Annotated in this window: 25 protein-coding genes; 3 read left to right on the forward strand and 22 right to left on the reverse strand. The window is 73.0% G+C overall.

What is annotated here, in order from left to right; genetic code table 11:
• Positions 1–38 precede the first annotated feature (38 nt).
• The 18 genes from PUR71_RS19375 to PUR71_RS19460 all read right to left on the reverse strand — a co-directional run bounded on the left by PUR71_RS19375 (position 39) and on the right by PUR71_RS19460 (position 18,626).
• A complete protein-coding gene (locus tag PUR71_RS19375) occupies positions 39–1,499 on the reverse strand; it encodes a glutamate synthase subunit beta (RefSeq protein WP_329928291.1) in 1,461 nt (486 codons plus the stop codon).
• Complete coding sequence (gltB, locus tag PUR71_RS19380; protein WP_329928292.1) at positions 1,492–6,093, reverse strand: glutamate synthase large subunit; 4,602 nt, start codon at positions 6,091–6,093, stop codon at positions 1,492–1,494. Before gltB ends, PUR71_RS19375 begins: the two co-directional genes overlap by 8 nt.
• Before the next feature lie 470 nt (positions 6,094–6,563).
• Positions 6,564–7,301 carry a VIT1/CCC1 transporter family protein gene (locus PUR71_RS19385; protein WP_443077485.1) on the reverse strand — a complete coding sequence of 246 codons (738 nt, stop codon included), beginning with the start codon at positions 7,299–7,301 and terminating at the stop codon, positions 6,564–6,566.
• Positions 7,302–7,447: 146 nt separating this feature from the next.
• Positions 7,448–8,497 carry a prolipoprotein diacylglyceryl transferase gene (gene lgt, locus PUR71_RS19390; protein WP_329928293.1) on the reverse strand — a complete coding sequence of 350 codons (1,050 nt, stop codon included), beginning with the start codon at positions 8,495–8,497 and terminating at the stop codon, positions 7,448–7,450.
• A 149-nt stretch (positions 8,498–8,646) separates the two neighbouring features.
• On the reverse strand, positions 8,647–9,510 hold the full coding sequence (locus PUR71_RS19395; RefSeq protein WP_329928294.1) for a DsbA family protein: 864 nt from the start codon (positions 9,508–9,510) through the stop codon (positions 8,647–8,649).
• 65 nt (positions 9,511–9,575) lie between these two features.
• A complete protein-coding gene (locus PUR71_RS19400) occupies positions 9,576–10,103 on the reverse strand; it encodes a MauE/DoxX family redox-associated membrane protein (protein WP_329928295.1) in 528 nt (175 codons plus the stop codon).
• Between the two features lie 160 nt (positions 10,104–10,263).
• Positions 10,264–10,509, reverse strand: coding sequence for a hypothetical protein (locus PUR71_RS19405; protein ID WP_329928296.1), 246 nt, complete (start codon positions 10,507–10,509; stop codon positions 10,264–10,266).
• A 243-nt stretch (positions 10,510–10,752) separates the two neighbouring features.
• Positions 10,753–11,562: a tryptophan synthase subunit alpha gene (gene trpA, locus PUR71_RS19410; protein WP_329928297.1), complete on the reverse strand. Its 810-nt coding sequence runs from the start codon at positions 11,560–11,562 to the stop codon at positions 10,753–10,755.
• A 1-nt stretch (position 11,563) separates the two neighbouring features.
• Positions 11,564–12,814, reverse strand: a complete 1,251-nt coding sequence (trpB, locus tag PUR71_RS19415; RefSeq protein WP_329928298.1) for a tryptophan synthase subunit beta — start codon at positions 12,812–12,814, stop codon at positions 11,564–11,566.
• 49 nt (positions 12,815–12,863) lie between these two features.
• On the reverse strand, positions 12,864–13,013 hold the full coding sequence (trpM, locus tag PUR71_RS19420) for a tryptophan biosynthesis modulator TrpM (protein WP_329928299.1): 150 nt from the start codon (positions 13,011–13,013) through the stop codon (positions 12,864–12,866).
• 9 nt (positions 13,014–13,022) lie between these two features.
• Positions 13,023–13,829, reverse strand: a complete 807-nt coding sequence (gene trpC, locus PUR71_RS19425; protein ID WP_329928300.1) for an indole-3-glycerol phosphate synthase TrpC — start codon at positions 13,827–13,829, stop codon at positions 13,023–13,025.
• Between the two features lie 198 nt (positions 13,830–14,027).
• A complete protein-coding gene (locus tag PUR71_RS19430; RefSeq protein ID WP_329928301.1) occupies positions 14,028–14,468 on the reverse strand; it encodes a DUF2752 domain-containing protein in 441 nt (146 codons plus the stop codon).
• A gap of 86 nt (positions 14,469–14,554) precedes the next feature.
• Positions 14,555–14,818: an HGxxPAAW family protein gene (locus PUR71_RS19435; RefSeq protein WP_329928302.1), complete on the reverse strand. Its 264-nt coding sequence runs from the start codon at positions 14,816–14,818 to the stop codon at positions 14,555–14,557.
• A 146-nt stretch (positions 14,819–14,964) separates the two neighbouring features.
• Positions 14,965–15,594 (reverse strand): TIGR02234 family membrane protein, encoded by a 630-nt coding sequence (locus tag PUR71_RS19440; RefSeq protein ID WP_329928303.1) that lies wholly within the window; start codon positions 15,592–15,594, stop codon positions 14,965–14,967.
• A 26-nt stretch (positions 15,595–15,620) separates the two neighbouring features.
• The gene (locus PUR71_RS19445) at positions 15,621–16,097 is read right to left on the reverse strand and encodes a Uma2 family endonuclease (RefSeq protein WP_329928304.1); all 477 of its coding nucleotides are present in this window, start codon (positions 16,095–16,097) and stop codon (positions 15,621–15,623) included.
• Positions 16,098–16,127: 30 nt separating this feature from the next.
• Positions 16,128–17,651, reverse strand: coding sequence for an anthranilate synthase component I (locus PUR71_RS19450; protein ID WP_329928305.1), 1,524 nt, complete (start codon positions 17,649–17,651; stop codon positions 16,128–16,130).
• Between the two features lie 51 nt (positions 17,652–17,702).
• The gene (hisI, locus tag PUR71_RS19455; RefSeq protein ID WP_329928306.1) at positions 17,703–18,074 is read right to left on the reverse strand and encodes a phosphoribosyl-AMP cyclohydrolase; all 372 of its coding nucleotides are present in this window, start codon (positions 18,072–18,074) and stop codon (positions 17,703–17,705) included.
• 78 nt (positions 18,075–18,152) lie between these two features.
• Positions 18,153–18,626: a hypothetical protein gene (locus PUR71_RS19460; protein WP_329928307.1), complete on the reverse strand. Its 474-nt coding sequence runs from the start codon at positions 18,624–18,626 to the stop codon at positions 18,153–18,155.
• A 106-nt stretch (positions 18,627–18,732) separates the two neighbouring features.
• Here PUR71_RS19460 and PUR71_RS19465 point away from each other — a divergent pair, with 106 nt between their 5' ends.
• The 3 genes from PUR71_RS19465 to PUR71_RS19475 all read left to right on the forward strand — a co-directional run bounded on the left by PUR71_RS19465 (position 18,733) and on the right by PUR71_RS19475 (position 21,055).
• Complete coding sequence (locus PUR71_RS19465) at positions 18,733–19,314, forward strand: hypothetical protein (protein ID WP_329928308.1); 582 nt, start codon at positions 18,733–18,735, stop codon at positions 19,312–19,314.
• 25 nt (positions 19,315–19,339) lie between these two features.
• The gene (locus PUR71_RS19470) at positions 19,340–19,999 is read left to right on the forward strand and encodes a TIGR03085 family metal-binding protein (protein WP_329928309.1); all 660 of its coding nucleotides are present in this window, start codon (positions 19,340–19,342) and stop codon (positions 19,997–19,999) included.
• A gap of 276 nt (positions 20,000–20,275) precedes the next feature.
• Complete coding sequence (locus tag PUR71_RS19475) at positions 20,276–21,055, forward strand: VOC family protein (protein ID WP_329928310.1); 780 nt, start codon at positions 20,276–20,278, stop codon at positions 21,053–21,055.
• A 63-nt stretch (positions 21,056–21,118) separates the two neighbouring features.
• Here PUR71_RS19475 and hisF read toward each other — a convergent pair whose 3' ends face one another.
• From hisF to hisH, 4 genes are all read right to left on the reverse strand, one after another.
• Positions 21,119–21,889: an imidazole glycerol phosphate synthase subunit HisF gene (hisF, locus tag PUR71_RS19480; protein ID WP_329928311.1), complete on the reverse strand. Its 771-nt coding sequence runs from the start codon at positions 21,887–21,889 to the stop codon at positions 21,119–21,121.
• Complete coding sequence (locus tag PUR71_RS19485; protein ID WP_329928312.1) at positions 21,886–22,371, reverse strand: RidA family protein; 486 nt, start codon at positions 22,369–22,371, stop codon at positions 21,886–21,888. The genes hisF and PUR71_RS19485 overlap by 4 nt, the downstream gene beginning before the upstream one ends.
• A 64-nt stretch (positions 22,372–22,435) precedes the next feature.
• Positions 22,436–23,161, reverse strand: a complete 726-nt coding sequence (priA, locus tag PUR71_RS19490; RefSeq protein ID WP_329928448.1) for a bifunctional 1-(5-phosphoribosyl)-5-((5-phosphoribosylamino)methylideneamino)imidazole-4-carboxamide isomerase/phosphoribosylanthranilate isomerase PriA — start codon at positions 23,159–23,161, stop codon at positions 22,436–22,438.
• Between the two features lie 35 nt (positions 23,162–23,196).
• Entirely contained in the window at positions 23,197–23,832 is a 636-nt protein-coding gene (hisH, locus tag PUR71_RS19495) for an imidazole glycerol phosphate synthase subunit HisH (protein WP_329928449.1), read from the reverse strand.
• Between the last annotated feature and the right edge of the window lie 2 nt (positions 23,833–23,834).

Genomic DNA, 23,834 nt, shown 5'->3' on the forward strand with positions numbered 1-23,834 from the left:
CAATGCGGTGCCGGGGGTTCGGGGGGCCGGTCGGACCGTCAGACCACGAGCGGGCGGTCGGTGGGCCGGATCGGGGCCGGAAGCGGCGTCTTGCCACCGAGGAACCTGTCCACCGCCGCGGCGGCCGAACGGCCCTCCGCGATGGCCCAGACGATCAGGGACTGGCCACGGCCGGCGTCTCCGCAGACGTACACGCCATCGACATTGGTGGCGAACCGGCCGTCGCGGCCAATGTTACCGCGCGCGTCGAGGTCCACCCCCAGCTGCTCGACCAGCCCGTTCTTCACGTCCGTCCCGGTGAAGCCCATGGCCAGGGTGACCAGCTGCGCCGGGATGGCCCGCTCGGTGCCGGGGACCTGCTCGAACTTCCCGTCCTTGAACTCCACCTCGACGAGGTGCAGCTCCTGGACGTTGCCGTCCTCGTCGCCGCTGAAGTGGGTGGTGCTGACGGAGTAGATCCGCTCGCCGCCCTCCTCGTGCGCGGAGGTGACCTTGTACGTCATCGGCATGGTCGGCCAGGGCTGGTGCCCGGGCCGGTCCTCGCCGGGCCGCGGCATGATCTCCAGCTGGGTGACGGAGGCCGCCCCCTGCCGGTGCGCGGTGCCGACGCAGTCGGCGCCGGTGTCGCCGCCGCCGATGACGACGACGTGCTTGCCCTTGGCGCTGACCGGCGACTCGACGAAGTCGCCCTCCTGCACCTTGTTGGCCAGCGGCAGGTACTCCATGGCCTGGTAGACGCCCTTGAGCTCGCGGCCGGGCACCGGCAGGTCGCGGGCCGTGGTGGCGCCGGCGGCGACGACGACGGCGTCGAAGCGCTCGCGCAGCTGCTGCCCGGTGATGTCCTCGCCGACGTGGACGCCGGTGCGGAAGCGGGTGCCCTCCGCGCGCATCTGCTCGATGCGGCGGTTGATGTGGCGCTTCTCCATCTTGAACTCGGGGATGCCGTAGCGCAGCAGGCCGCCGATGCGGTCGGCGCGCTCGTACACCACCACGGTGTGCCCGGCCCGGGTGAGCTGCTGGGCGGCGGCGAGGCCGGCCGGGCCGGAGCCGACGACGGCGACGGTCTTGCCGGACAGGCGCTCGGGGACCTGCGGGGTGACCCCGCCGCGGTCCCAGGCCTTGTCGATGATGGTGACCTCGACGTTCTTGATGGTCACCGCGTCCTGGTTGATGCCGAGGACGCACGCCGACTCGCACGGGGCCGGGCACAGCCGGCCCGTGAACTCCGGGAAGTTGTTGGTCGCGTGGAGGCGCTCGATGGCGCCGGACCAGTCGTCCCGGTAGGCGAGGTCGTTCCACTCGGGGATGAGGTTCCCGAGCGGGCAGCCGTTGTGGCAGAACGGGATGCCGCAGTCCATGCACCGGCCGGCCTGCTTGGTGATGATCGGCAGGAGGCTGCGCTCGACGTAGACCTCGTTCCAGTCCCGCAGACGGACGTCCACGGGACGGCGCTCGGCCAGCTGCTTGGGCGTGGTCAGGAAGCCCTTGGGGTCAGCCACGTGCCGCCTCCATCATCTTGCGAGTGGTCTCGGTCTCGGAGAGGCCATCGCGCTCAGCGGCGTCCTTGGCGGCGAGCACTGCCTTGTAGTCGGTCGGCATGATCTTGGAGAAGCGGGAGACCCCGCTGCCCCAGTCCGCCAGGAGCTCGGCGGCGACGGTGGAGCCGGTCTCCTCGTAGTGCTGCTGCACGGTCTCGCGCAGCCACTCGCGGTCGTCGGCGGTGGGGGCCTCGATGCCCACCATGCCGTCGTTGACGTTCGCGGGGCGCAGGTCGAGGACGTAGGCGATGCCGCCGGACATGCCGGCCGCGAGGTTGCGCCCGGTCTCGCCGAGGACGACGACCCGTCCGCCGGTCATGTACTCCAGGCCGTGGTCGCCCACGCCCTCGACGACGAGGGTGGCGCCGGAGTTGCGGACGGCGAAGCGCTCGCCGGCCTTGCCGCGCAGGTGGATCCGGCCCGAGGTGGCGCCGTAGCCGATGGTGTTTCCGGCGATGACGTGGTTCTGCGCGTCGTTGCCGATGGCCGCGGCCTCGCGGGCCGGGCGGACGACGATGACGCCGCCGGACAGGCCCTTGCCGACGTAGTCGTTGGCGTCGCCCTCCAGGCGCAGGGTGATCCCCTTCGGCACGAAGGCGCCGAACGACTGCCCGGCGGAGCCGGTGAAGGTGACGTCGATGGTGCCCTCGGGCAGTCCCTCGCCGCGGTAGCGCCGGGTCACCTCGTGGCCGAGCATGGTGCCGACCGTGCGGTTGACGTTGCGGATCGGCAGCTGGATGCGGACGGTCTCGCCGCGCTCCAGGGCGTCCTCGGCGAGGGTGATCAGCTGGTTGTCGAGGGCCTTGTCGAGCGCGTGGTCCTGCGTGGTGGTGCAGTGGCGCGCGGCGCCCTCGGGCAGCTCGGGGACGTGGAAGAGCGGGGCCAGGTCGAGCCCGGCGGCCTTCCAGTGGTCGACGGCGGCCTGGGCGTTGATGTGCTCGGCGTGGCCGACGGCCTCCTCGATCGAGCGGAAGCCCAGCGAGGCCAGGATCTCCCGGACCTCCTCGGCGATGAACTCGAAGAAGTTGACGACGAATTCGGGCTTGCCGGAGAACCGGTCGCGCAGCACCGGGTTCTGCGTGGCGACGCCGACCGGGCAGGTGTCCAGGTGGCAGACGCGCATCATGATGCAGCCGGAGACGACGAGCGGAGCGGTCGCGAAGCCGAACTCCTCGGCGCCGAGCAGCGCCGCGATGACGACGTCGCGGCCGGTCTTCAGCTGGCCGTCGGTCTGGACGACGATGCGGTCGCGCAGCCCGTTGAGCAGCAGGGTCTGCTGGGTCTCGGCGAGGCCGAGCTCCCAGGGGCCGCCGGCGTGCTTGAGCGAGGTGAGCGGCGAGGCGCCGGTGCCGCCGTCGTGGCCCGACACCAGGACGACGTCCGCGTGCGCCTTGGACACGCCCGCCGCGACCGTCCCGACGCCGACCTCGGACACCAGCTTCACGTGGATGCGGGCGGCCGGGTTGGCGTTCTTGAGGTCGTGGATCAGCTGGGCCAGGTCCTCGATGGAGTAGATGTCGTGGTGCGGCGGCGGCGAGATGAGGCCGACGCCCGGGGTGGAGTGCCGGGTGCTGGCGACCCACGGGTACACCTTGTGGCCGGGCAGCTGGCCGCCCTCACCGGGCTTGGCGCCCTGGGCCATCTTGATCTGGATGTCGTCGGCGTTGACCAGGTACTCGGAGGTGACGCCGAAGCGGCCGGAGGCGACCTGCTTGATCGCCGAGCGGCGCTCCGGGTCGTACAGGCGGTCCGGGTCCTCGCCGCCCTCACCGGTGTTGGACTTGCCGCCCAGGCGGTTCATCGCGATGGCGAGCGTCTCGTGCGCCTCGCGGGAGATCGAGCCGTAGGACATCGCGCCGGTGGAGAAGCGCTTGACGATCTCGGAGACCGGCTCGACCTCCTCGACCGGGATGGCCTCGCGGCCCAGGGCGTCCAGGCGGAACAGGCCGCGCAGCGTCATCAGGCGCTCGGACTGCTCGTTCACCCGGTCCGTGTACTGCTTGAAGATGTCGTACCGGCGGTTGCGGGTGGAGTGCTGGAGCCGGAAGACGGTGTCCGGGTCGAACAGGTGCGGCTCGCCCTCGCGGCGCCACTGGTACTCGCCGCCGATGTCCAGCGCGCGGTGCGCGGCGGGGATGCCGGAGGCCGGGTAGGCCTTGGCGTGGCGGGCCGCGGTCTCCTTGGCGATCTCCTCCAGGCCGATGCCACCGAGCTTGGTGGTGGTGCCGGCGAAGTAGCCGTCGACCAGTTCCTGCGAGAGGCCGATGGCCTCGAAGACCTGGGCGCCGCGGTAGGAGGCGACGGTCGAGATGCCCATCTTGGACATGACCTTGAGCACGCCCTTGCCGAGCGCCTTGATCAGGTTGCGGATGGCCTTCTCGGGCTCGACGCCCTGGATGAAGACGCCCTGGGCGACGAGGTCCTCGACGGACTCCATGGCCAGGTACGGGTTGACCGCGCCCGCGCCGTAGCCGACCAGCAGCGCGACGTGGTGCACCTCGCGGACGTCACCGGCCTCGACCAGCAGGGACACCTGGGTGCGCTGCTTGGTGCGGATGAGGTGGTGGTGGATCGCGGAGGTGAGCAGCAGCGAGGGGATCGGGGCGTGCTCGGCGTCCGAGTGGCGGTCGGAGAGCACGACGATCCGGGCGCCGTCGGCGATCGCGGCGTCGGCCTCGGCGGCGATCTCGGCCAGGCGCGCGGCCAGGCCGGCGCCGCCGCTGGCGACCTTGTAGAGGCCGGACAGCGTGACGGCCTTGAGCCCGGGCTGGTCCCCGTCGGCGTTGATGTGGACGAGCTTGGCCAGCTCGTCGTTGTCGATCACCGGGAAGGTGATGCCGACCGAGCGGCAGGCGGCGGCCTCGGCGGCCAGCAGGTTGCCCTCGGGGCCGAGGTTGCTGAGCAGCGAGGTGACGAGCTCCTCGCGGATGGCGTCCAGCGGCGGGTTGGTGACCTGCGCGAAGAGCTGCACGAAGTAGTCGAACAGCAGGCGCGGCTTCTCGCTGAGCGCGGCGATCGGCGAGTCGGTGCCCATCGAGCCGAGTGCCTCGCCGCCGGTCTTGGCCATCGGCGCGAGGATGACCCGCAGCTCCTCCTCGGTGTAGCCGAAGGTCTGCTGGCGGCGGGTGACGGAGGCGTGGGTGTGGGCGATGTGCTCGCGCTCGGGGAGCTTGGCGAGCTGGATCTGCCCGGCGGTGACCCACTCCTCGTAGGGGTGCTCGGCGGCCAGGCCGGCCTTGATCTCCTCGTCCGGGACGATCCGGTTCTCCTCGAGGCAGACCAGGAACATCTTGCCGGGCTGCAGGCGGCCCTTCTGGACGACCTTCTGCTGGTCGAGGTCGAGGACGCCGACCTCGGAGGAGAGCACGACCAGGCCGTCCTCGGTGACCCAGTAGCGGGCCGGGCGCAGGCCGTTGCGGTCGAGCACGGCGCCGATCCGGGTGCCGTCGGTGAAGGTGACGCAGGCCGGGCCGTCCCAGGGCTCCATGAGGTTGGAGTGGTACTGGTAGAACGCGCGGCGGGCCGGGTCCATGGTGGCGTGGTTCTCCCACGCCTCCGGGATCATCATCAGCACCGAGTGCGGCAGCGACCGGCCGCCGAGGTGGAGCAGCTCCAGGACCTCGTCGAAGGAGGCCGAGTCGGAGTGGTCCGGGGTGCAGATCGGGAAGATCCGGGACAGACCCTGCCCGTTCTTGTTGGCGGGGATGAGGTCGGTGGCGAGCTGGGACTCGCGGGCGCTCATCCAGTTGCGGTTGCCCTTGACCGTGTTGATCTCGCCGTTGTGCGCGACGAAGCGGTACGGGTGGGCGAGCGGCCAGCTCGGGAAGGTGTTGGTGGAGAAGCGCGAGTGCACCAGGCCGATGGCGGACGCGTAGGTGCGGTCCGACAGGTCGGGGAAGAAGGGCTCGAGCTGGCCGGTGGTCAGCATGCCCTTGTAGACGATGGTGCGGGCGGACAGCGACGGGAAGTAGACGCCGGCCTCGCGCTCGGCGCGCTTGCGGACGACGAAGGCGATCCGGTCGAGCTCGACCCCGGCGAGGCCCTCGCGGCTCAGGAAGACCTGGCGGAAGCGCGGCATCACGCTGCGGGCGGTGGCGCCGAGGAGGTCGGGGGTGACGGGCACGTCGCGCCAGCCGAGGACGGTGAGGTCCTCCTCGGCGGCGATGGCCTCGATCTGCGCGACGGCGGCGGCGGCGGCCGCGTCCTCGTCCGGCAGGAAGGCGATGCCGACGGCGTAGGAGCCGGCGGCCGGGAGCTCGAAGGAGACCTTGGCGCGCAGGAAGGCGTCCGGGATCTGGGTGAGGATGCCCGCGCCGTCACCGGAGTCCGGCTCGGCGCCGGTGGCGCCGCGGTGCTCCAGGTTGCGCAGGACGGTCAGCGCCTGCTCGACGATGGTGTGGTCGGCGATGCCGGTCAGCGTGGCGACGAAACCGACGCCACAGGCGTCGTGCTCGTTTCGCGGGTCGTACAGGCCCTGAGCAGCAGGTCGCGCATCCGGAACGAGCGCGTACGGCGGGCGGGCGGCGCCGGCCTGGAGCTCGTTTGCGGAGTGCATGGATGCAGACAGCATCGGCTCTCCCGTCGTCGTCTTTCGGCAAGTTGGTGCAAGTAGGGACGACGTTGGCCCTGATGCGATGAAGCGATTTCGTGCAAGTTACATGATGCCCAAGATCCCGGGAAGCGGAATGTCTCGTCCGCATGGTGGACGGATCCGCAGGTCACGGGGTGGGTGAAGGGACGCGCCACAGTGCGCGTCCCGACGATTGTGCCCGGCGGTCGCCCGCCCGAAACAGCGACGAAACCGGACCGCCACACGAGGCGATCAAGGTCGCCTGCGAATCCTTTCCCGGGGCCGCGCCGCGGATGCGAATCTGCGGTTCCAGGGCTCGGATGGTGAGACTAGGCCAGGCCATGCGCGACGGCCATGTGCGGAACGTCACGCATTCACCGGCATAGTCATGCAAAGGTCTGTGTCATCCCACAGCCCTGCGCCAGCCTCCCGGTCGGCCCCGGGCCGGCCCCGGGTCAGCCCACGTGCCCACCGATGAGCGAGCCCAGCAGGTACGTCACCCCCGCGGCCGCGCCGCCCAGCACCAGCTGCCGCAGCCCGCTGAACCACCAGGTGCGCGCCGTCACGCGGGCCACCACGGCGCCGCAGGCGAACAGCCCGGCCGCCGCGAGCAGCATGGCGGGCAGGAGCGTCGTCGCGCCCAGCAGGTACGGCAGGAGCGGGAGCAGCGCGCCGAGCGCGAAGCAGAGGAAGGAGGACACCGCGGCGACCAGCGGCGAGGGCAGGTCGTTGGGGTCGATGCCGAGCTCCTCGCGGGCGTGGATCTCCAACGCCTGCTCCGGGTTGGCGGACAGCTGCCGGGCCACCTCGTGGGCGAGGTCCGGGTCCACCCCGCGCGACACGTACAGCTGGGCGAGCTCGGCCAGCTCCCCGTGCGGGTTGCGGCTCAGCTCCAGCCGCTCGGCCTCGATCTCGGCCTGGACGAGCTCGCGCTGCGAGGCCACCGAGGTGTACTCCCCCGCCGCCATCGAGCAGGCGCCCGCCGCCAGCCCGGCGAGGCCGGTGAGGATCACCGTGCCGTTGGACGCCGCGCCGCCGACCACGCCGGTCATCAGCGCGAAGTTGGAGACGAGGCCGTCGACCGCGCCGAACACCGCGGGCCGCAGCCAGCCGCCGTTGACGTCCCGGTGGTGGTCCGCCGCGGGTATGCGGGGGTGCTGCCCGGCCTCGGGCTCAAGGATGATCGCGCTCACGGTTCTTGCCCCTCCTACGTTCGTCTCGCTCGAACGTAGCTGGGTTGACCTGGGCATTTCCAGCAAAGTAAGGCTGTCCGAACACGAGTGAGGCCACCCTTCGCAGGCGCTGCGAAGGGTGGCCTCAGTGCGGGGAACTCTCCAGGTCAGATCGGGTTCTCGACGTCCTTGCCGGCCTTCTCGGCGGTCGCGGCGCTCTTCTCGACGCCCAGCGCCGCCTTCTCGGCGCCCGCCTTCTCGTCCGCCTGTCGAGACAGCTCGGCGGTCTCGCCGGCTCCGGCGACCTTCTCGGACGGGGCGGCCTTCTTCTCACTCGCCCCGGCCTTGCCGGCGTCCTCGCCCGCGCCCCCGGCGTCCTCCTCGTGCGCGGCCGGGTCGACGCTCGCCGGATCCTCGCGGCCGGGCCGCTTCTTGCCGACGATCACGAAGTACGCCACGGCGCCGACGAACACGATGATCGACGTCCAGTCGTTCAGCCGCAGCCCGAAGTAGTGGTGGGCCTCGTCGACCCGCAGGTACTCGATCCAGAACCGGCCCACGGTGTACGCGGCCACGTAGACCGCGAACGCCCGCCCGTGCCCGAGCTTGAAGCGCCGGTCCGCCCAGATCACCAGCAGCGCGACCCCGACGCACCACAGCGACTCGTACAGGAAGGTCGGGTGGTAGGTGGCGGCGTCGGGCGTGGTGGCCGGGCGGTGGGCCGGGGAGATCTCCAGGCCCCACGGCAGCGTCGTCGGGCGGCCGAACAGCTCCTGGTTGAAGTAGTTGCCCCAGCGCCCCAGCGCCTGCGCGAGCGCGATGCCCGGCGCGATGGCGTCGGCGTAGGCCGGCAGCGGCACGCCGCGGCGGCGGCAGCCGATCCAGGCGCCGACCGCGCCCAGCGCGACCGCGCCCCAGATGCCGAGGCCGCCCTCCCAGATCTTGAAGGCGTTCCAGGGGTTCCTGCCGTCGCCGAAGTACAGCTGGTGATCGGTGATCACGTGGTACAGCCGGCCGCCGACGAGGCCGAACGGCACGGCCCACACGGCGATGTCACCGACGGTGTGCTTGGCACCGCCCCGGGCGACCCAGCGCTTGCTGCCGAGCCAGACGGCGACGACGACACCGAGGATGATGCAGAAGGCGTAGGCGCGCAGCGGGATCGGTCCGAGGTGGAGGACGCCCCGCGACGGGCTGGGAATGAAGGCGATATCCATGACAGCTCCGACGCTACAGGGTCGGCGGCCCCCGTCGGACACCCCCGGGGTCACAGAAACCGAACAACGGGGGGCGGGGGCGCGCGGGACGGCCGCCGCCGCCCCCTCCGGACGGGGAGGGGACGGCGGCGGCGGGCGGCGCGGGAGGCTCAGCCGGCGTTCGGCGAGGGGTTGTTGGCCTCCGATGCGGCGCTGGTGGGGGCCGGCGTCTGGCCGTTGGAGCCCGGGGTGCCGAGTTGCTTGCCCTGGTTGGCGGCGTCCACCCACTTCGCCAGGTTCGCCGGGGTGATCTCCTCGTTGCCGTTCTTCGGGTAGATCGGCTGGCCGTTGAGCAGTACGGTCGGGGTCGACTTGTAGCTGGACTTGTCGAAGTCCTGCTGCACCGCGGACACCCACCCGCCGAAGCCGTTGTCCTTGACGCAGGCCTCGAAGGCGGGCGTGTCCAGGCCGTTGACCTGCTTGGCGAGGTTGAGCAGGACGGCCTTGTCGCCGAAGGCGTCGTTGGTCTCGTCCGGCTGGTTGCGGTAGAGGACGTCGTGGAAGTCCCGGAAGTGCCCGGCGTGCTGGGCGCAGGCCAGCGCGTTGGCGCCGTTCTTGGAGCCCTTGCCGGGAAGCGCGCGGTCGATGAACGAGACGATGTGGGCGTTGGTGTAGATCTTGCCCTGGTCCTCCAGCTGGTCGATGGTCGAGGAGAACTCGCGCTCGAACATGCCGCAGGCGGGGCAGCGCGGGTCCTCGTACACGGTGAGGACGGACGGGGCGTTGGCGGAGCCGACCGGGATGACGAGGTTCTTGTCGCCGACCGTCCCGGCCGGGGCGGCGGCCGGGGTCTCGGGCTTGGAGCGCTGGTTCTGCACCACGACGCCGACGACGGCCGCGGCGGCGATCACCGCGAGCACCGAGCCGCCGACGACGAGCTTCTTCCTGCGCCGCCCGGAAGCCTCGTCGGCCGCCCGCTGCGCCAGCATCCGCTCGCGGGCGGTGCGCTTGCCTTCTCGGTTCTTCTCGCTCATTGCCTTGACATCCATCGGGGAGGACCTCGGTCGGGGGGGTTGTGGGTGGGATGGGCGCCGGGCGGTCAGCTGCTGAGCCAGCTGTCCGCCGAGAACGTGGTGCGGGGCCGCCACAGCAGCCACCCGGCCAGCAGCAGGAACCCGGTGTCGCGCAGGATCTCCTGCAGGTACTCGGTCTGCGAGGCGTCCACGTGCCCACCGCCGCCGAAGCACCCGCAGTCGATGGAGATGCCGCGCGCCCAGGCCGAGCCGATCCCGGCGACGAAGGCGAGCAGCAGCAGCGCGGAGACGGCGGCGACCAGCCGGACGCCGAGGCCGAGCAGCAGCAGCAGGGCGAGCGCCAGCTCCAGGAAGGGCAGCCCGTAGCCGATCGGCTTGACCAGCCCCTCCGGCAGGATCTCGTAGGCGCGGACGGCCTGGGCGGCCTCCGCCGGGTCGGCGATCTTGGCCAGTCCGGCCCAGCCCCACACCACGGCGAGCCCGAGCCGGACGGCGGTGCCGGCCCACTGCGTCCACACCGGCACGGGTCGGCGTCCGGGCGGCGCGGAGTCCGCGGACACGGATTCGCCGGGCTTCGCTGCCGGGCCGGCCATCAGGGGACCCCCCTCGGGAAACTCGTTCACTTGCTGACGAACCGTAAGGGAGGAGGCCCGGTTCCTCCGCATTCAGGAATTAAGCCGTACGAGTGACGGCTGATGAGGTTCCGTCCGATTCCGGCCGAACTGTCGTACGCCTCCGGCGGGCCCCGGCGCGCTACCGGCAGACCAGCGGACGCCCCGGGTCGACGAGGTCCGGCCGACCCTCGTGGTGCCGGTGGGAGTCCCGTGCGGCGGCCTCCCAGCGGGCCGCCTCGGCGCACACGGACGCATCCCGCTCCGCGCGCTCGACGGCGGCCCTGGCCAGCGCGTGCCCGACTTCGGCGTGGGCCCCGACGGCGGCGCCGAGGGCCAGGGCGGCGGCCGCCGCCCGCAGCAGGACGGCTCGGTGGAGACCCCTCACCGGCTCACCCCTTCGCTCGCCCCCGTGCACGTCGTTCGTGCACTCGTCCCTCCACTCAACGCCGGTCAACCGCGGCTGATGCGTGTGCCCGCCACTGTTCACCCGTTCGGGTTCCCGGCGAATACCCGATGACGCGTCACCCTCCCCCGAAAGGACTCTGCCCCGCCCCCTTCCCCGCAAAGCCGACGGCCCGCCGCTCCCCAGGAGCGACGGGCCGTCAGCCGTCTCCATCGCGTCAGCTCGTCAGCGCCGGCGCACGCCCTGCGCCAGCTCGCCGGCCAGGGCGCGGACGGCGTCGAGCGCGGCCGGCTCGTCCCCGTCCGCCTCCAGGATCCGCTTCACGAACGCGGACCCGACGATCACGCCGTCCGCGAAGGCCGCGACCTCGGCCGCCTGCGCCGGCGTGGAGACGCCGAGCCCGACGCAGACCGGCAGGTCCGTGGTGGCCCGGGTGCGGGCGACCAGGTCCTCGGCGAGCGAGCCGACCGCACTGCGGGTGCCCGTCACGCCCATCACGGCGGCGGCGTACACGAAGCCGCTGCCGGCCGCGGTGACCTCGGCCAGCCGCTGGTCCTTGCTGCTGGGGGCGACCACGAACACGGTGTCCAGGCCGTGCTCGTCCGCCGCCTTGCGCCACTCGTGCGACTCCTCGACCGGCAGGTCCGGCAGGATGCAGCCGGCCCCGCCGGCCGCCGCCAGGTCGGCGGCGAAGCGGGCGACGCCGTAGCGGTCGACCGGGTTCCAGTACGTCATCACCAGCACCGCCGCCCGCGGGTGCGCGGTGGCGACCTCCCGGACGGTCCGCAGGACGTCCTTGATCCGCACGCCGCCGCGCAGCGCGATGTCGTCGGCGGTCTGGATGACGGCGCCGTCCAGCACCGGGTCGGAGTGCGGCAGGCCGACCTCGACGACGTCGCAGCCGCCCTCGATCAGCGCGCCGATCGCCTTGATGCCGCCGTCGACGGTCGGGAAGCCGGCCGGCAGGTAGCCGATCAGCGCGGCCCGGTCCTCGGCCTTGGCCGCCGCCAGGATGCCGCTGAGCTTGCTCGCCATGTCACTTACCCCCGTCGGCCGCGTCGCCGGCCGGCTCGTCGTACAGGCCGAAGTACTGGGCCGCGGTGTGCATGTCCTTGTCCCCGCGCCCGGAGAGCGAGACCAGGATGGTGGCCTCGGGCCCGAGTTCGCGGCCGAGCTCCAGCGCGCCGGCCAGCGCGTGGGCGCTCTCGATGGCCGGGATGATGCCCTCGGTGCGGGAGAGCAGGCGCAGCGCCTGCATCGCGGCATCGTCGGTGACCGGGCGGTACTCGGCCCGTCCGGTGTCCTTGAGCCACGCGTGCTCCGGGCCGACGCCCGGGTAGTCGAGGCCTGCCGAGATCGAGTGGGACTCGATGGTCTGGCCGTCCTCGTCCTGGAGGACGTAGGTGCGCGAGCCGTGCAGCACGCCGGGGTCGCCCTTGGTGAGGGTGGCCGCGTGCTTGGGGGTCTCGGCGCCCTCGCCGGCCGCCTCGCAGCCGATCAGGCGCACCCCGGCGTCCGGGATGAACTCGTGGAAGATGCCCATCGCGTTGGAGCCGCCGCCGACGCACGCGACGACGGCGTCCGGCAGCCTGCCGGTCCGGTCGAGCACCTGCTGACGGGCCTCGATGCCGATGACGCGGTGGAAGTCGCGGACCATCATCGGGAACGGGTGCGGCCCGGCGACGGTGCCGAACAGGTAGTGCGTGGAGTCGACGTTGGCGACCCAGTCGCGGAACGCCTCGTTGATGGCGTCCTTGAGGGTGCGGCTGCCGGACTTCACGGCCACCACCTCGGCGCCGAGCATCCGCATCCGGGCGACGTTCAGCGCCTGGCGCTCGGTGTCGACCTCGCCCATGTAGATGGTGCAGTCGAAGCCGAACAGCGCGCAGGCGGTGGCGGTGGCCACGCCGTGCTGGCCGGCGCCGGTCTCGGCGATGATCCGGGTCTTGCCCATCCGCCGGGTGAGCAGCGCCTGGCCCAGCACGTTGTTGATCTTGTGCGAGCCGGTGTGGTTCAGGTCCTCGCGCTTGAGCAGGACGCGTGCGCCGCCCGCCTCGGCGGAGAAGCGGTGCACGTCGGTCAGCGGGCTCGGACGGCCCGTGTAGTCCTTGAGCAGGGCGTCGAGCTCGGCGGTGAAGGCCGGGTCGGCCTTGGCCTTCTCGTACTCCTCGGCGACCTGCTCGACCGCGGCGACCAGCGCCTCCGGGATGAAGCGGCCCCCGTACGCGCCGAAGTAGCCGCGGGCGTCCGGCACGTCGGCGCCGGGCAGGTGGTCCTTGTCGGACATGGTGGGTTCCCTTGGGGAGATGACGACAGTGACGTCTCGTGGCCGGTGATCAGCCGAGCGTCCCGCGCCATCGCCGACCGGGCACCTGCCCGGGCTCGCAGCCGATGACGTAGCGCACCCGCCGCCCCAGCACCCGGCGCGCGGGCGCGCGGCAGCCGCGCGGGCGGCAGCCGGGGGCGAGGCGGGTGGCGATCTTCATCCGCTGCGCTCAGTCCTTGTGCCGCACGGCCGGGTGGGCCCCGGCGGCGACCAGGTCGGCGACCGCGGCGCGCGGGTCCTTCCCGGTCACCAGGGACTCGCCGACCAGCACCGCGTCGGCGCCGAGGTTGGCGTAGGAGATGACGTCCAGCGGGCCGCGCACGCCGGACTCGGCGACCTTGACGACGCCGTCCGGGATCGCGTGGACGACGTTGCCGAAGGTGTCGCGGTCGACCTCCAGCGTCTTGAGGTTGCGGGCGTTGACGCCGATGATCCGCGCTCCGGCGTCCACCGCGCGCTTGATCTCCTCCTCGTCGTGCACCTCCACCAGCGGCGTGAGGCCGATCGACTCGGCGCGCTCGATCAGCGACACCAGGGCCGGCTGGTCGAGGGCGGCGACGATCAGCAGCGCGAGGTCGGCGCCGTGCGCGCGGGCCTCCCACAACTGGTAGGCGGTGACGATGAAGTCCTTGCGCAGCAGCGGGGTGTCCACCGCCGCGCGGACCGCGTCGAGATCGGCCAGCGATCCGCCGAAGCGGCGCTGCTCGGTCAGCACGCTGATCGCGGCGGCGCCGCCGGCGGCGTAGTCGACCGCCAGGGCGGCCGGGTCGGCGATCGCGGCCAGGGCGCCCTTGGACGGGCTGGAGCGCTTCACCTCGCAGATCACCCGGATCCCGTCGCCCTTGAGGGCGGCGACACCGTCCTTGGCCTCGGGGGCCTTGGCGGCGCGTTCCTTGAGCTCGTCCAGGGAGACCCGGGCCTGCCGCTCGGCGAGGTCCTCGCGGACCCCTTCGATGATCGTGTCGAGCACACTCACTCGAAGTGCCCCCATCGTTTCTGCTAGTTCGCTAGCGATGAGCCGTCCGGGCAGAGGCCCGTCGGCTCTTCGATGGTATCGGCACCCGGGGGCGCGAACCGCATCAGCCCGGCGCGCGTCTCGCGGACCGGACGCCCCCTGGGGCGGCCCTCAACTGCGACTTCACCGCTTCTCCACCGTGGCCGGGGTGGACCGGGCTCAGACCAGCGGCGGCGCCAGCCCCGCCCCGACCGGCAGGTTCCGCACGACGGTGAACACCAGGAGCAGCATCCCGATCAGCGCCCAGCGACGCGCCCCGACCGACATCCGCGGCGCCGGGCCGCCGGTCAGCGCGGCCCAGGCCCAGCGCAGCCACATCACCCCCAGGACGGCGAACAGGAGCACCGCGAGGGCGTTGTCGTGCAGGGCGGCGGTGAAGTCCCCGTGGGCCAGCGCGTGGACGCAGCGCAGGCCCCCGCAGCCGGGACACCACCAGCCGGTCGCGGCCAGGAAGGGGCAGGTCGGATAGTGCCCGGGTGCGTTCGGGTCCACCACGGAGACGTACAGGGCGGGCACGGCCGCCGCGGCCAGTGCGGCCAGCGGCGGACCCATCCGCCGCAGCACGGGCGGCGGGGCGGAGGCGGTGGGGGCGGCGTTCACGCCCCCGATTGTGCCCGGTGCCCGGGCCGGGGACGCGAAAACGGCGGGCGTGGCGCCCGCCGTTCTGCTGTGCGAAGGGGTCGTCGTCAGGCGGTGACGGCAGCGCGCGTGGCGCGGGCCTCGGTCTGCTCCTGGACGGACGAGTAGACGTGGGCGCTCGGCTGCTTGCCCATGCCGGCCATCGCCATGGCCTTGCCGACGATGCCGCCGACCACGACGACCGCGAGACCGGCCACGACCAGCAGCGGCGACGGCAGGATCATCGCGACGCCCGCGATGCCGAAGCCGACGAAGGAGATGACGACGCCGGTCCAGGCGGCGGGAGTGTGGCCGTGTGCTGCTGCTGCCATCGATGGTGCTCCTTGGCTCTCGGGGCCCGGCCGGGCCTGCGGGGCCGCCGGCGGGTTTGACGGATCCCATTGTGCCGGGCCACACGTCGGCGGCCCAAAGCGGGTGGCGGGTCTATCGCGTCACATGTGCGTGACCGGGCGGCCTGCTAGACGGCCGTGGGGTCCTCGCCGCGGTCCAGGGCCTTCCACAGGTCGGCCGAGGTGTCCGCGCCCTTCGCGGCGCCCTTGGCCGGGCCCTTCGCGGGGGCCTTGCCGGTGGGCGCCTCGTAGCGGCTGCCCATGGCCGGCCAGCCGCGGCCGAAGCGCAGCGTGAGCAGTCCGGCGACGGCGAGCAGCGCACCGCCCACCACCGCCACCCACGGCCAGCCGCTGTGGCCGACCTCGGTGGCCGTCGAGCCCGCCAGCGCGAGCTTGCGGGCGGCCTCGGCGTCCAGCGCCGCGGTGTCCCCGGCGCCGGCCACCGCCGTGGCGGCCACGCCGATCCCGGCCAGCAGGGTCAGCGCGCCGACCGCGAGCCGTCCCGCGCCGCGCACCGCGAACACCGCGATGGCGGCGGCCAGGCCCACCAGAGCCAGCCCGCCGGGCAGTTCGGAGATCTTGCCGCCGGTGACGGAGACCTCCAGGGTGCCGGCCCGGCCCTGCGCCCAGTCCCGGCCGACCGCGGTCAGCACCAGGACGGCGCTCAGCACGGTCAGCAGCAGCATCACGCCGAGCGTGCGCCGGCTCGGCCGCGCGGCCGGGGCGGTGTCGGGTGCGGGGTTCTGGTCAGCGCTCACCCGTCCACTATCCCCCGGCCTCGTTCTCAGGCCGTACCCGGGGTGGGGCGCGCCCCCGCGAACCCGTCGGTCTGGAGCACGAGCGTGCGCTCGCCGAGCGGCAGGAAGAGGTCGTTGCCGAGCGGCACCCGTTCGGCCTCCCGGTACACCCCGCCCGGGGCCGGGGCGGTGTGCACCGTGCAGACGCCGGCCGCCGGGTCGACCACCACGTACAGCGGCAGCCCGGACTCCGCGTACGCGCGCGCCGCCGCGCCGTGGCCGCCGCCCGGGGCGGCCACCTCCAGGACGGCCTCGACGGACGTCCCGTCGTAGCGCCCCCGGGCGTTGCGCCCGGCGCCCGGGGCGATCACCGCCAGGTCGGGGGCGAGGCCGCCGGGCGCGGCCCGGAAGTCGATCACGACCTGCGACAGCACCCGCCCGTGGCCCGCCAGTTGGTCCTCGATCTGGACGGCGGCGGCGAGCACGGTCACCCACCGCAACTCGTCCTGCGGCACCTCGGACATCCCGGCTGCCTCCCTTGCGTACCTGTGGGGCTACGAAAGCTCCGGCGTCCGCAGCGTATTGGCGGTGGCGATCGCCCGCAGCACGGCGGCCGCCTTGTTGCGGCACTCGGTGTCCTCGCCGTGCGGGTCCGAGTCGGCCACCACGCCGGCGCCGGCCTGCACGTACGCGGTGCCGTCGCGCAGCACCGCGGTCCGGATCGCGATCGCGGTGTCGGAGTCGCCGGCGAAGTCCAGGTAGCCGACGCAGCCGCCGTACAGGCCCCGGCGGGTGGGCTCCAGCTCCTCGATGATCCGCATCGCCCGGGGCTTGGGCGCACCCGAGAGGGTGCCCGCCGGGAAGCACGCGGTCAGCACGTCGAAGGCGGTGCGTCCGGGCGCCACCTTGCCGGTGACGGTCGAGACGATGTGCATGACGTGGCTGTAGCGCTCGATGTGCATGAAGTCGACCACCTCGACGCTGCCCGGCTCGCAGACCCGGCCGAGGTCGTTGCGGCCCAGGTCGACCAGCATCAGGTGCTCGGCGCGCTCCTTGGGGTCGGCGAGCAGCTCGGCGGCCAGCGCCGCGTCCTCGTGCGGGCTCGCGCCGCGGTGGCGGGTGCCGGCGATCGGGTGCAGCATCGCCTCGCCGTCGGTGACCTTGACCAGCGCCTCCGGGCTGGAGCCGACCACGTCGAAGCCGCCCTCCGCGCCGCCGTCCGGGCCCGGGAAGCGGAACAGGTACATGTACGGGCTCGGGTTGGTGGTGCGCAGCACGCGGTAGACGTCCAGCGCCGAGGCCGGGCAGGGCGCCTCGAAGCGCTGCGAGGGCACGACCTGGAAGGCCTCGCCGGCCCGGATCCGCTCCTTGATCACGTCCACCGCGGCCCGGTAGGGCGCGCCGCCGAACGGCGAGCGGACGTCGCCGGGGCCGGCCGGGGTGAAGGTGGCGAGCCCGGGGTCGACGGGCCCCCGGAGGTCGGCCTCCATCGCGTCGAGCCGCGCCACCGCGTCCGCGTGGGCCTCGTCGACGCCGCTGGCGAGGTCGTTGTGGTTGACGGCGTTGGCGATCAGCAGCACCGTGCCGTCGGCGTGGTCCAGCACGGCGAGGTCGGTGGCGAGCAGCATCGTCAGCTCGGGGAGCCCCAGGTCGTCCGGGTTGAGGTCGGGCAGCTTCTCCAGGCGGCGGACGACGTCGTAGCCGAGGTAGCCGACCAGGCCGCCGGTGAGCGGCGGCAGGCCGTCGTCGGCGTGCCGGGGGGTGTGCAGGGCCGCCAGGGCGGCGCGCAGCACCTCCAGCGGGTCTCCGCCGGTGGGGATGCCGACCGGCGGGGTGCCGAGCCAGCGGGCCTGCCCGTCCGGGCCGGTGGTGAGGGTGGCGGCGCCGCGCACGCCGACGAAGGAGTAGCGCGACCAGCTGCGGCCCTGCTCGGCGGACTCCAGCAGGAAGGTGCCGGGCCGCTCGCCGGCCAGGCTGCGGTAGAGGCCGATCGGGGTGAGGCCGTCCGCGAGGAGCCTGCGGGTGACCGGGATGACCCGGGTGTCGACGGCGAGCTTGCGGAAGGCTTCGAGGTCCATGGCGGGCGGCACCTTCTGGGTCGGGGACGGGACCGGCGGGGCAGGGGCGGATCAGGCGAGCGGGAGCACGTCGGCGTCGAAGCAGGTGCGGTCGCCGGTGTGGCAGGCCGCGCCGGTCTGGTCGACCTTGACCAGCAGGGTGTCGCCGTCGCAGTCGAGCGCCACCGACTTGACCGCCTGGACGTGCCCGGAGGTGTCGCCCTTGACCCAGTACTCGCGGCGGCTGCGGCTCCAGTAGGTGCAGCGGCCGGTGGTGAGCGTGCGGTGCAGCGCCTCGTCGTCCATCCAGCCGAGCATCAGCACCTCGCCGGTGTCGTGCTGCTGCGCGATGGCCGGCAGCAGGCCGTCCTCGGTGCGCTTGAGGCGGGCCGCGATCGCGGGGTCCAGGGCGGTGGTGCCGGGGGCGGCGGGTGTGGTGGACATGGGGACATTGTGTCAGCCCGGTCGCGGCGCACGGTGCGCCGTCCGCATCGCGGCCGGGCCCGTCCCACCTGCGGCGACCTACGCGGGGCGCTCGCAGCCGGCCGGCCAGATCCGGTGGACGAACAGCCCGGCCGCCTGCGCCAGCCCGGCCACCCGGGCCGGCTCGCTGCCGGGCTCGCCGTCCCAGACGGCGATCAGCTCGTCGATCATGCCGACCAGCGCGCGCCCGGTGTCGTCGCCGAGGCCCCCGCGCTCGGCCGAGGCGAGCCGGTGGACGGCGGTCGCCTCGTTCATCAGCGCCGGCCGGGCGGCCCGGTGGTGGTCGCCGGACCGCCCGACGACCGGCGCGCTCGCGGGGACGATGATCTCCAGCTTGCCGCCGTGCTCCAGGACGGACCGGGCGAACCACGTGTCCGGTCCCTCGTCGGCGCAGGTGACGCCGACCAGCTCGTACGAGCCGAACGTGGTGACCAGCTGCCAGAGGTCGCCGCGGACCAGCATCTCCGTGATGCCGCCCGACAGGCCCTGGTGGCCGGTGATTCCGACGCGCATTCCCCACTCCCGGGATCGTGTCGTGCCGCCGGGAGCCTACCCAAAGGGGGGACGAGTTCGGCCAACCACCTGCCGCGGATCACCGGCTTGGGCCATCCTCATGGCCATGACCTCCGAGCAGCCGCCGCCCGCAGCCGCCGATCCCCGCCCCTCCCGCGGCCTGGTCCTGACCGTCGCGGCCGTCCTCGTCGTGCTGCTCGCGGTGGTGGCCACCGCCATGCTCTGGCCCGACGACAGGAAGCCGACCGCCGCTCCACCCCCGCCCACCCCCACCGCCACCCCGCCGCCGACCCCCACCCCGACGCCGACGCCCACGCCCACGCCGGCCCCCACCCCGCCGTACGCCTTCTTCCCGGTCGGCACGTGCTTCGACCACCCGCAGCTCAGCCCGGCGATCGTCCGCTCCGAGGAGCGACCCTGCACCGGCGACCACGACGGCGAGGTGATCGCCGACCTCAAACTGCCCGAGGGCCTCACCGGCGACCTCAAGATCAACCTCGCGATGCTCGACGGCTGCAAGGCCCCCGAGGCCGCCGCCAAGGCCCGCCAGAGCGACAACCGCACCTACTACGGCCGCCCGGTCGGCCCGACCATGGCCAACTACCAGCAGGGCTGGCGGGATTACACCTGTGCCCTGACCATCAGCAACCGCCAGGGCGGCCCCAAGCTCGCCGGCCGCCTGCGCTGAGCCCGGCACGTTCTAAGGTGGCGCCATGTCGAACCACGCCCTCGCCGAGCGTCACCGCCTCGCCGAACTCCTGGCCGCCGCCGGGCCCGACGCCCCCACCCTCTGCGCCGGGTGGACCACCCGCGACCTCGCCGCCCACCTGGTGATCCGCGAACGCCGGGCGGACGCGGCCCCCGGCATCCGCGTCGGCGCCCTCGCGGGCTGGACCCACCGGGTGCAGTCGGCCTACGCCGAGCGCCCGTACGACGAACTGGTGCGCCTCTTCCGCTCCGGCCCGCCGGTGTTCTCCGTCTTCGCCCTCCCCGGCGCGGACGAAGCGGCCAACACCGTCGAGTACTTCGTGCACGCCGAGGACGTCCTGCGGGCGGCCGACGACTGGACCCCCCGCCCCGTCCCGCCCGGCCGCGAAGAGGCCCTGTGGCGGCGCCTGCCCCTCCTCGCCCGCTTCGAGGCCGGCCGCCGCTCTCCCGTCCGCCTCGAACTCCACCACCCCGACGGCCGCACCATCACCGCCGGCCCCACCGCCACCCCCACCGTCCGCATCACCGGCACCCCCGCCGACCTGATCCTCTTCACCTACGGCCGCGGAGCCCACACCACCCTCGACGTGGACGGCCCGACCGACGCCATCGAAGCCCTCAGGCACGCGCTTCCCCTGCCCCGGCAAGGAGAAGCAGGACGCTAGAGAGCCCTGAAAAGCCGCGGGCCTCCTCCGACGAGGAGGCCCGCGCCAGAAAGGAGCCGGTTGACCGTGGCGCCTTCCTGGTGCACGCGGTTGGCATTGCTTCAGGGAAACCACCTGCTCAGGGCACCCGTTCGGGCGACCGGCCCGGCCCGCCCCGGTCGCCCCGGCTGCGGATGTCAGTGGCCCGGTGCAGACTCTCAGGTGGCCGGGGAGGGGGCGTGCGCGCGTCCGTCAGAAACCGTTCCGGTCAGCTCTCCGTCGAAGGGGCACCACCTCATGCTCACCACCGACTTCCCCGCCGGCTCGCCCTGCTGGATCGACCTCGGCGCTCCGGACATCCCCGCCACCGCCGCCTTCTACAACAAGGTCTTCGGCTGGACGTTCCAGTCGGCCGGCCCGGAGACGGGCGGTTACGGGTTCCTCCAGCTGAACGGCAAGACCGTCGGCGCCGTCGGCCCGCTCAACGAGGGCGACCGGTCCACCTGGACGACGTACTTCCTCACCCCCGACGTGGACGCCGCCGTCAAGACCGCCGAGCAGGCCGGCGGCCAGGTGCTCGTGCCGCCGATGGACGTCATGGAGGAGGGCCGCTTCGCGCAGATCGCCGACCCGCAGGGTGCCCGCTTCGCGCTGTGGCAGGCCGGCAACACCACCGGCCTGGACGCCGTCTCCGAGGACAAGGCCCTCTGCTGGTCCGAGTTGCACACGTCGGACCAGGACGCGGGGTTCGCCTTCTACAAGACGCTCTTCGGCTGGCGCGTGGAGAACTTCGAGCCGTCCCCGGGCATGTCCTACCGGGTGGTCTCCACCGCCGAGGGCGACCAGCAGGAGGCGAGCTTCGGCGGCATCGCCCCGGTGATGGACGAGAGCCAGCCCTCCGCCTGGACGCCGTACTTCGCCGCCGACGACGTGGACGCGCTGATCGCGAAGGCGACGGCGGCCGGCGGCACGGTGCTGATGCCCGCCGCGGACGTGGAGAACGTCGGTCGGATCGCCTGGCTCGCGGACCCGAACGGCGCCCCCTTCGCGCTGATCAAGGGCGAGCCCCAGCAGTAGCGAACAGGGTCGGGGCCCGCCACCCACGGACGGGGGCGGGCCCTGACCCGGACGACGGAGGCGTCACCGCACCGGGTGCCCGGCCTCCCGCAGCGCGCCCTTGACCTCGCCGATCCGCAGGTCCCCGAAGTGGAAGACGCTCGCCGCGAGCACCGCGTCCGCGCCCGCCTCGACGGCCGGGGCGAAGTCGGCGAGCTTGCCAGCGCCGCCGGAGGCGATCACCGGCACGGAGACGGCCTTGCGCACGGCCCGGATCATGTCCAGGTCGTAGCCGTCCTTGGTGCCGTCGGCGTCCATCGAGTTGAGCAGGATCTCGCCCGCGCCCAGCTCGGCCGCGCGGCCCGCCCACTCGACCGCGTCGAGGCCGGTGCCGCGGCGCCCGCCGTGCGTGGTGACCTCGTACCCCGACTCGGTCTCGGTGCCGGGAGGGCAGCGCCGGGCGTCGACCGACAGCACCAGCACCTGGCGCCCGAACCGCCGGGCGATCTCCCGCACGAGCTCCGGCCGGGCGATGGCCGCGGTGTTGACGCCCACCTTGTCGGCGCCGGCCCGCAGCAGCTTGTTCACGTCCTCGACGGCGCGGATGCCGCCGCCGACGGTCAGCGGGATGAACACCTGCTCGGCGGTGCGGCGGACCACGTCGTAGGTGGTCTCGCGGTCGCCGGAGGAGGCGGTGATGTCGAGGAAGGTCAGCTCGTCGGCCCCCTCGGCGTCGTAGAGCTTGGCCATCTCGACCGGGTCGCCGGCGTCGCGCAGGTTCTGGAAGTTGACGCCCTTGACCACCCGCCCGGCATCGACGTCCAGGCAGGGAATGACACGTACTGCAAGGGTCACGACTGATTGCCTTCCGAGGCTTCCGGGACTTCCGCGGTTTCCACAGTTTCCAGGACTTCCGGGACTTCCAGAGTCTTTGCCAGCCCGGTGCGGTACGCGTCGATCTCGACCTCGACCATCATCCGGGAGTCGATCAGGCCCTCGACCACCACCATGGTGGCCACCGGGCGGGCGGCGTCGAAGAGTTGACGGTGGGCGCGGCCCACCTCCTCGGCGTCGCGGACGTGGGTGATGTACATCCGGGTGCGGACGACGTCGTCCGCCGTCAGACCGTACGCGGCCAGGGCCTCGAGCCCGACGCCGAACGCGGCGAGCGTCTGCTCGTACGGGTCGCCCTCGTGCTCGATCCGGCCGTCCACCCAGGCGGTGGAGCCGGCCACGTGCACGTGGTCGCCCGCGACGACCGCCCGCGAGTAGCCGAACACGTCCTCCCAGGGGGAGAATCCGGCGACCCGGCCGCGTACGATCCGACGTTCCGTCATCCTGTAACCGTCTCTTCCGTCATCGGCGGCGCGGGCCCGGCGTCGGGCCGGCGCCGGCCCGACGTCAGCCCGAAACCGCCGCCAGGGCCTCTTCGAGGGTGAACTTCTGCTCGTACAGTGCCTTGCCCACGATGGCGCCCTCGACACCCTCGCCGACGAGGCCGGCGATGGCGCGCAGGTCGTCCAGCGAGGAGACGCCGCCGGAGGCGACGACCGGGCGGTCGGTGGCGGCGCAGACGTCGCTCAGCAGCTGGAGGTTGGGGCCGGTGAGGGTGCCGTCGCGGTTGACGTCGGTGACGACGTAGCGGGCGCAGCCCTCCTTGTTCAGCCGGTCCAGGACGTCGAAGAGCTGCCCGCCGTCGCGGGTCCAGCCGCGGCCGCGCAGGGTGGTGCCGACGACGTCGAGGCCGACGGCGATCTTGTCGCCGTGCTCGGCGATGGCCTTGGCGACCCACTCGGGGGCCTCCAGGGCGGCGGTGCCGAGGTTGACGCGAGTGCAACCGGTGGCGAGGGCGCGGGCCAGCGACTCGTCGTCGCGGATGCCGCCGGACAGCTCGACCTTGATGTCCAGCTGGCCGGTGACCTCGCGCAGCAGCTCGTAGTTGGAACCGGTGCCGAAGGCGGCGTCGAGGTCGACCAGGTGCAGCCACTCGGCGCCGGCGTTCTGCCAGGCGAGGGCGGCGGCGAGCGGCTCGCCGAATGAGGTCTCGGTGCCGGAGGCGCCCTTGACCAGGCGGACGGCCTGGCCGTCGCGGACGTCGACGGCGGGCAGCAGCTCAAGGCTCATCAGTAACGGCTCTCAGATCTTCAGGGGGTTCAGAGGGTTCAGAGGGTGTTGACCCAGTTGGTCAGCAGGGCGGCGCCGGCGTCGCCGGACTTCTCGGGGTGGAACTGGGTGGCCCACAGCGGCCCGTTCTCGACGGCCGCGACGAACGGCTGCCCGTGGGTGGCCCAGGTGACGAGCGGCGCGTTGATCCGCGCGCTGTGCGTCTCCAGCTCCCAGTGCCGCACGCCGTAGGAGTGCACGAAGTAGAAGCGGGTCTCCGGGTCCAGGCCGGCGAACATCCGGCTGCCCTCGGGCACGTCGACGGTGTTCCAGCCCATGTGCGGGACGACCGGGGCGTCCAGCGGCTCGACGGTGCCCGGCCACTCGTCGCAGCCGGCCGTCTCCACGCCGTGCTCGACCCCCTTCTCGAAGAGGATCTGCATGCCGACGCAGATGCCCATGACCGGGCGGCCCCCGGCGAGCCGGCGGCCGATGATCCACTCGCCGCGCACCGACTTGAGGCCGCGCATGCAGGCCTCGAAGGCGCCGACACCGGGGACGAGCAGGCCGTCCGCGGCCATCGCGGCGTCGAAGTCGGAGGTCACGGTGACGGTGGCGCCGGTGCGCTCCAGGGCCCGCTGCGCGGAGCGCAGGTTGCCCGATCCGTAGTCGAGGACGACGACGTTCTTGCCCATGT

The organism is Streptomyces sp. SP17BM10, assembly GCF_036322405.1.
Taxonomy (GTDB): domain Bacteria; phylum Actinomycetota; class Actinomycetes; order Streptomycetales; family Streptomycetaceae; genus Kitasatospora.